The following is a 6,638-nucleotide window of genomic DNA, read 5'->3' as shown; positions in this document are numbered from 1 at the left end:
GGCGAGGCGCCGGTGCCGGTGCCGGTGCTGGCGCGGCGGCCGGGGCCGGGCGGCCCTGCAGCTTGGCGATGATCTCTTCGGCCGGACCCTGGGCCTCGATGCCGCCGGCCCGCATGACGACGACCTGTTCCATCAGCGCGACCATGGACACGCGGTGGCTGATCAGGACGATGGTCGCCTTGCGCCGACGAAGCTGGCGCAGCGCCTGGATCAGGGCATTCTCGCCCTCGGTGTCGAGATTGGCGTTCGGCTCGTCGAGGACGATCAGCACGGGGTCGTCGTACAGCGCCCGGGCGAGGGCGATGCGCTGGCGCTGCCCGCCCGACAGGGCGCGGCCGGCATTGCCGATCAGGGTCTCGTAGCCATGGGGCAGCTTGAGGATGAGGTCATGCACCCCGGCCAGCTGGGCCGCCTTCACGATCTTCTCGGAATCGAGCGTGCCGAAACGGGCGATATTCTCGGCCACCGTGCCGTCGAACAATTCGACTTCCTGCGGCAGATAGCCGATGCGCGCGCCCAGTACGTCCGATGGCCAGTCGGCCATGGCGGCGCCGTCGATCCGCACCACGCCGCGATCCGCGGGCACGGCGCCGACCAGCAGGCGGGCGAGGGTGGATTTACCGGCCCCGCTCGGGCCGACCACGCCGATGGAGACGCCGGCCGGGATGGCGAAATCGCCGATCTTCACGATGATCCGGCCATCGTCCGGCGCGGCCGCCATCACGCCGTTCAGCGACACGGCGCCGGTCGGGGCGGGCATGGCGACGCCATCGGTCTTGGGCGGCGGATTCTCGGCGATCAGGGCGGCGACGCGGCCATAGGCGCCGCGCGCGGTGACGAAGCCGCGCCAGGCGCCGACCACCTGTTCGATCGGGGCAAGGCCGCGCCCCAGAATGATCGAGCCGGCGATCATGGCGCCCGGGGTGATCAACTGTTCGATGGCGAGATAGGCACCGGCGCCGAGCACCAGGCTCTGCACCGTGATGCGGATGTAGCGCGACAGCGCGCTGAGGGTCGCGGCCCGCCCGGCGGCCTGCATCTGATAGGCAAGCCCGGCCTCGAAGGCATCCCACCAGCGGGCGCGGATCGCCGGCAACATGCCCATGGCCGAAATGGTCTGGGCGTTGGACAGGCTGGTCTCGGCGAAACTCGCCGCCTTGGCGCCGAACTGGGCGCCGGCCTGCGAGGGCTTGCGGGAAGCGAGTTCGGACAGCGCGGTCAGGATCAGCAGGATGATGCAGGCGCCCAGGGTCAGATGGCCGATGAGCGGGGCCATCATATAGGCAGCGAACACGAAGATCGGCGACCACGGCAGGTCGATGAAGGCGGGAACACCGGGACCGGCCAGGAACTGCCGCACCTGTTCGACATCGCCGGACAGACGGGCCGAGGCATTGTTGGTCGCCTTGCGCAGGTTGCGGCGAAAGGCGGCATCGAAGCCCTTGCGCGACATGTCGACCGTGACCCGAAGGGCGATGGCGTTCAGGATGCGCGAGCGCGCCCGATCGAGCAGGCTCATGATGCCGAGCAGACCGCAGACGGCGATGGTCAGCATCAGCAGCGTGCCTTCGCTGCGGCTGGGCAGGACCCGGTCATAGACCTGCAGCATGTACATCGGACTGATCAGGGTCAGGACATTGATGAACAGGCTGGCGAAGACAACAGCCGCCGTCGCGGCCGGCGCGTGGCGGGCGACAAGCCAGACCAATGCGAAATTACCCGGCGCTTTCACATGCTCCCCCGATACGCGCAGGGTCCCTCCCCTGGGACCCTCATGCAGCTGTTAATATGCATGGCCCCCGTGTCGAGGGAAGGGGCAAAGCGACAAAGCGGCGGGGGTGCGCGGTAATCCCCGGCCAGGATCAGGACCGAAAGCGCGGATCGGGTTCGTGATCGATGATGACGATGTGCTGGCGGCGACGGCGCAGGGCCGGCCGGCCGAAAATAAAGCCGAGCAGCAGCAGGACGGGAATGATCACGGCGAGCGCGCTGAGGATCCCGGCGGCCAGCGTGAGGATGAGGAACAGCACGGCCGCCGCGGCGACGGCCCGCAGCAGACCTTTCAGGGCGTCGTTCATGGCAGGCTCCGGTGAAAGCGACAATTCATCACCGCCATATGGGGATGGCGGCGCGAAATGTCACCCCTCGCCCCGCCCTAGAGAGCCGAGGCGATGTCGTCGAGAATGGCGCGAGCCTTGGCGGCGGGATCGCTGCTGCGCAGGATGTCGCGGCCGACGACCACATGGTCGGCCCCGGCGGCGATCGCCTCACCCGCGGTCATCACCCGCTTCTGGTCGTCCTTCGGGCTGTCGGCCGAACGGATGCCCGGGGTGACGATGCGCATGTCGGGGCCCAGCAGGGCGCGCAGCTTCGCCGCCTCGAAACCCGAGGCGATGACGCCGTCCGCGCCCGCTTCCTTGGCCTTCAGCGCCCGATGCACCACCAGTTCGTCGAGCGGCAGGGAAAAGCCCATGTCCTCGAGATCCTTCTGGTCGAGCGAGGTCAGCACGGTGACGGCGAGGATCAGCGGCTTGCGCGCGCCGGCCTTCGCCCGCGCCTCGACCGCCGCGCGGACGATGGGGGCGTCGCCGGTCACGGTCAGGAATTCCGTGCCGGTGCGGGCGATATTGGTCGTCGCGTTGCCGACGGTCGCCGCGATATCGGTCAGCTTGGCGTCGAGGAACACCTTCTTGCCGAGGCGGAACAATTCGTCGGCAAGGCCGAGGCCGCCGCCGAAGACCTGCTGCAGGCCGAGCTTGTAGAAGCTGACGGTATCGCCCAGCGCCGCGACCATGTTGCGCGCCTGCACGACATTCGGCACGTCGAGCGCGACGATCAGCCGCTCGCGCAGGGACATGTCGATGCGTGGCGCGGCCATCGGGCTCAGACGTTCAGCAGTAGATGTTCGCGTTCCCATGCCGAGATCACCTGTTGGTAGGCGTCATGTTCCGCCTGCTTCACTTCCATGAGCAGGGTGACGAAGTCCTCGCCCAGAACCTCGCCCAGCTCGCTCGCGCCCTTCAGCTTGTTCAGAGCATCGGGAAGATAGCGTGGCAAGGCAAATTTACGGGAGTACGCACTGCCGCTGATCGGATCGGTCGGCTCCAGACCATTTATCATGCCGAGGTAGCCGCAGGCCAGTGACGCTGCGATGACAAGATAGGGATTGGCGTCGGCGCCCGGCACCCGGTTCTCGACCCGGCGGGCTTCCGGCCCCGATTCCGGCACGCGCAGGCCAGCGGTGCGGTTTTCCCGGGCCCAGTGCAGGTTGATCGGCGCGGACATGAAGCGGGTCAGCCGGCGATAGGAATTCACATTGGGCGCGATCAGCGGCATGGCCGCCGGCAGGAATTTCTGCAGGCCGGCGATATGGGACCGGAACAGCGGCGTGTCGTTGCTTTCCGCGTCCGAGAACAGGTTGCGCCCGGTCTTGATGTCGACCACCGACTGGTGGATATGCATGGCGCTGCCCGGTTCCTCGGAATAGGGCTTGGCCATGAAGGTCGCATAGACGCCGTGGCGCATCGCCGCCTGACGCACGGTGCGCTTGAACATGAAGGCCTGATCGGCCATCGACATCGGGTCGGCGTGATTGAAGTTGATCTCGCACTGGGCGCGGCCAGCTTCGTGGATCAGCGTGTCGACGTCGAGTTCCTGCGCCTCGCAGTACTGATAGACATCCTCGAAGATCGGATCGAATTCATTGACCGCGTCGATGCCATAGGACTGGCTGCCGGTCTCGGCCCGGCCGGAGCGGCCGACAGGCGGCTGCAGCGGATAGTCGGGATCGACATTCTTGGCGCAGAGATAGAATTCCAGCTCGGGCGCGACGATCGCCTTCCAGCCCTTGGCGGCGTAAAGGTCGATCACCCGGCGCAGCACCTGGCGCGGCGCCATGGGCACGGGCCTTCCGTCGCGATAGACGCAGTCGTTGATCACCTGGGCGGTCGGGTCCTCGTACCAGGGCACCAGCGACAATGTGTCCGGGTCCGGACGCAGGATGACATCCGGCTCGGTCGGGTCGGTCACCTCGGAATCGATGAATTCGCCGGTCACCGTCTGCGAGAAGATCGACTCGGGCAGGCGCAGCGAGGAATCGGTCTGGCTCTTCAGGAATTTCGAGGTCGGCAGGATCTTGCCGCGCGCGACGCCCGAGATGTCGGGCACCAGGCATTCGACCTCGGTGATATGTCTTTCGTGAAGCCAGGTATCAAGCTGCGTCATGGGCCCCAATCCCTTTGCGTTTCGCCGCATGTTGGCGGGCGGCGGCCCCGAAGGCCTCGAACAGGCGCATGGACACCGGATTGTCCAGGGCCTTCCATTCTGGATGCCACTGCACCGATATGACAAGGCCGGGCGCGTCGGGCGCGGTCACGGCCTCGATCGTGCCATCGGGCGCCGTCGCCTCGACGCGCAGCGTCGGCGCCAGGCGATCGATGGCCTGGCCGTGCAGGGAATTGACGATAAAGCCGTGCTCGCCGGTCAGTCGCTCGAACAACCCGCCCGGGGTGACGGCGACCGGATGGGCCGGGCCGTATTTCACCTCGATCGGCTGATCCTCGGGCGCGCGATGATCGAGGCGGCCGGGCCCTTCGTGGACATGCTGAAACAGGCTGCCCCCCAGGGCGACATTCAGTTCCTGGTGGCCCCGGCAGATGGCGAAGACCGGCAGGCCCCGCGCGATCGCGGCCGAAATCAGCGGCAGGGTGGTCGCGTCGCGCTGTTCGTCGTGCAACGTGCCGGGGCGGCTGGCCTCGCCCTGATAGCGGGCGGGGTGGACATTGGACGGACTGCCGGTGAACAGCAGGCCGTCGAGCCGGTCCAGCACGGCCTCGACCGGCAGCGGCGGGCTGAGGCTGGGGATCAGCAACGGCAGGCAGCGCGCCGCCTCGGCCGCGGCGGCGATATATTTCTCGCCGACGATATTGAACGGGTGGCCTTCGATGGCCCGCGTGCAGGCCGGAATGCCGATGACGGGAAGCGGAGCATCACACATGCCCAACGGCTACCACGCCCGGCCTTCGCCGGGCAACCGCTTCAACGCCCGGCCTTTTCGCGAAAGCGCCCTCTCTTGCCGTTGTCCCCTCAGCCGCCCATGAAGGCGCGCTTCATCGTCGCCGACATGGCGGCGACACCGCCGAGGCTCCAGCCACCATCGACGGGGATGATCGCCCCCGAGATATAGGTGGCATAGGGGCTGGCCAGGAACATGCAGGTATTGGCGATATCCGCCTTGGTGCCGTAGCGGCCAAGGGGCACCGACTGGCGCGCCGCTTCCGCCGCCTCGGGCGTCGGCGCGAGGCGGGCCATGCCTTCCGTGTCCTCGATCGGGCCGGGCACCACGGAATTCAGGCGGAGGCCAAAACTGCCCCATTCGAGGGCGCCGACCTTGGTGATCATGTCGACCCCGGCCTTGGCGGCGCAGACATGCATCTGGAAATCCATCGGAATATAGGCCTGGGGCGCCGAGATATTGACGATGGAGCCGCCCGGCTTCTTCATGTGCGGGAAGGCGCCCTTCACGACATGGAAGGTGCCCAGGAGGTCGATATCGACCACCGACTTGAAGCCATTGGGCGAAATGCCGAGGGCCGGCGCCGGGAAATTGCCGGCCGCGCCCGAAATCAGCACGTCGATCTCGCCGAATGTCGCCACGGCCTCGGCGAAGACCGCCTCGATGCGGGCGGCGTCGCGCACGTCGCCGGCGAAGCCCTGAGCATCGGGGCCGAGCGCCTTCAGCCGGGCGACGGCGGCATCGACCTTGTCCTGTTTGCGCGACAGCACGCTGACTTTCGCGCCCGCCGCGGCGAAGGCTTCGGCGACGCCGAGGTTGATGCCGCTGGTGCCGCCGGACACGAAGACATGCTGGCCGGTGAAGTCGAAGGGGGTGGACATGAGCTCTCCTCTTTCTCTTTTGCTTTGCTGTTTCTCGTTCACATGCGCTCGGTCAGGTGATGCCGCGCCGAGTCCAGAATATCGTCCGACAGGGCCTCGTCATCGACCGCCCGGGACAGCAGCAGGGCGCCGATCATGGCGGCGATGCCGAACAGGGCATGGGATTTCGCCGCCTCGGGCTCGGTCGGGATCAGGCCCGCGATCTGGTCGCGGTAACGCTCCAGCTGGGCGGTGAAGATCCGCCGCACCCCCTCGTCGGAGCGGGCGACGTCGCCGGCGAGGGCAGCGGCGGTGCAGCCATGGGCCGGGTCGTCGCGGTGCCGGGGCGAGAGATAGGCCTCGATCATGGCGACGCGCTGCTGCTTGCCGCTTTTCCGCACCGCCTTCATCAGGCGATCCTCATCGGCGGCGAAGGCGTCCGCCAGCGCCTGTTCGAGCATGGCTTCGCGCCGCTCGAAATGGCTGTAGAAGCCGCCATGGGTCAGGCCGGCCGCCCGCATCACCTCGGCGATGCCGGTATGCTCCAGCCCCCGGCAACGCAGCAGATCGACCGCCGCCGCCAGGATGCGGTCGTGGTTGGCCTGCTTCTGTGCCCGGGAATGCCCCATCGCGCCGCTCCTCCGCCCCCACATTCTGAATGATGGACATCATGCAGAATCTGTATGATCATCATCATCCAGAACAAGACGAAGCTATAGCGTCACCGGGAGGAAAAGTCATGTCGAAACCGGTTGCCCTCGTCA

7 protein-coding genes are annotated in these 6,638 nt (G+C 67.2%); all 7 read right to left on the bottom strand.

The window, feature by feature from the left end; all coding sequences use genetic code 11:
- Positions 1-1,732, bottom strand: a 1,732-nt coding sequence (locus WAZ62_RS03245) for a type I secretion system permease/ATPase (protein WP_422642096.1), incomplete at its 3' end; no start/stop codon positions are given.
- 130 nt (positions 1,733-1,862) lie between these two features.
- Entirely contained in the window at positions 1,863-2,078 is a 216-nt protein-coding gene (locus WAZ62_RS03240; RefSeq protein ID WP_422642095.1) for a hypothetical protein, read from the bottom strand.
- A 77-nt stretch (positions 2,079-2,155) separates the two neighbouring features.
- Positions 2,156-2,878, bottom strand: coding sequence for an orotidine-5'-phosphate decarboxylase (pyrF, locus tag WAZ62_RS03235; RefSeq protein ID WP_422642094.1), 723 nt, complete (start codon positions 2,876-2,878; stop codon positions 2,156-2,158).
- A 5-nt stretch (positions 2,879-2,883) separates the two neighbouring features.
- A complete protein-coding gene (locus WAZ62_RS03230) occupies positions 2,884-4,224 on the bottom strand; it encodes a glutamine synthetase family protein (protein WP_422642093.1) in 1,341 nt (446 codons plus the stop codon).
- The gene (locus tag WAZ62_RS03225; protein ID WP_422642092.1) at positions 4,211-4,996 is read right to left on the bottom strand and encodes a gamma-glutamyl-gamma-aminobutyrate hydrolase family protein; all 786 of its coding nucleotides are present in this window, start codon (positions 4,994-4,996) and stop codon (positions 4,211-4,213) included. Before WAZ62_RS03225 ends, WAZ62_RS03230 begins: the two co-directional genes overlap by 14 nt.
- An 89-nt stretch (positions 4,997-5,085) precedes the next feature.
- Positions 5,086-5,895, bottom strand: a complete 810-nt coding sequence (locus WAZ62_RS03220; protein WP_422642091.1) for an SDR family oxidoreductase — start codon at positions 5,893-5,895, stop codon at positions 5,086-5,088.
- Positions 5,896-5,933: 38 nt separating this feature from the next.
- A complete protein-coding gene (locus tag WAZ62_RS03215; RefSeq protein ID WP_422642090.1) occupies positions 5,934-6,503 on the bottom strand; it encodes a TetR/AcrR family transcriptional regulator in 570 nt (189 codons plus the stop codon).
- Between the last annotated feature and the right edge of the window lie 135 nt (positions 6,504-6,638).

Source organism: Zavarzinia sp., from assembly GCF_049306435.1.
Lineage (GTDB): Bacteria > Pseudomonadota > Alphaproteobacteria > Zavarziniales > Zavarziniaceae > Zavarzinia.
Note: the sequence above shows the minus strand (reverse complement) of the source record. Positions and strands in the feature narration are given on the sequence as shown.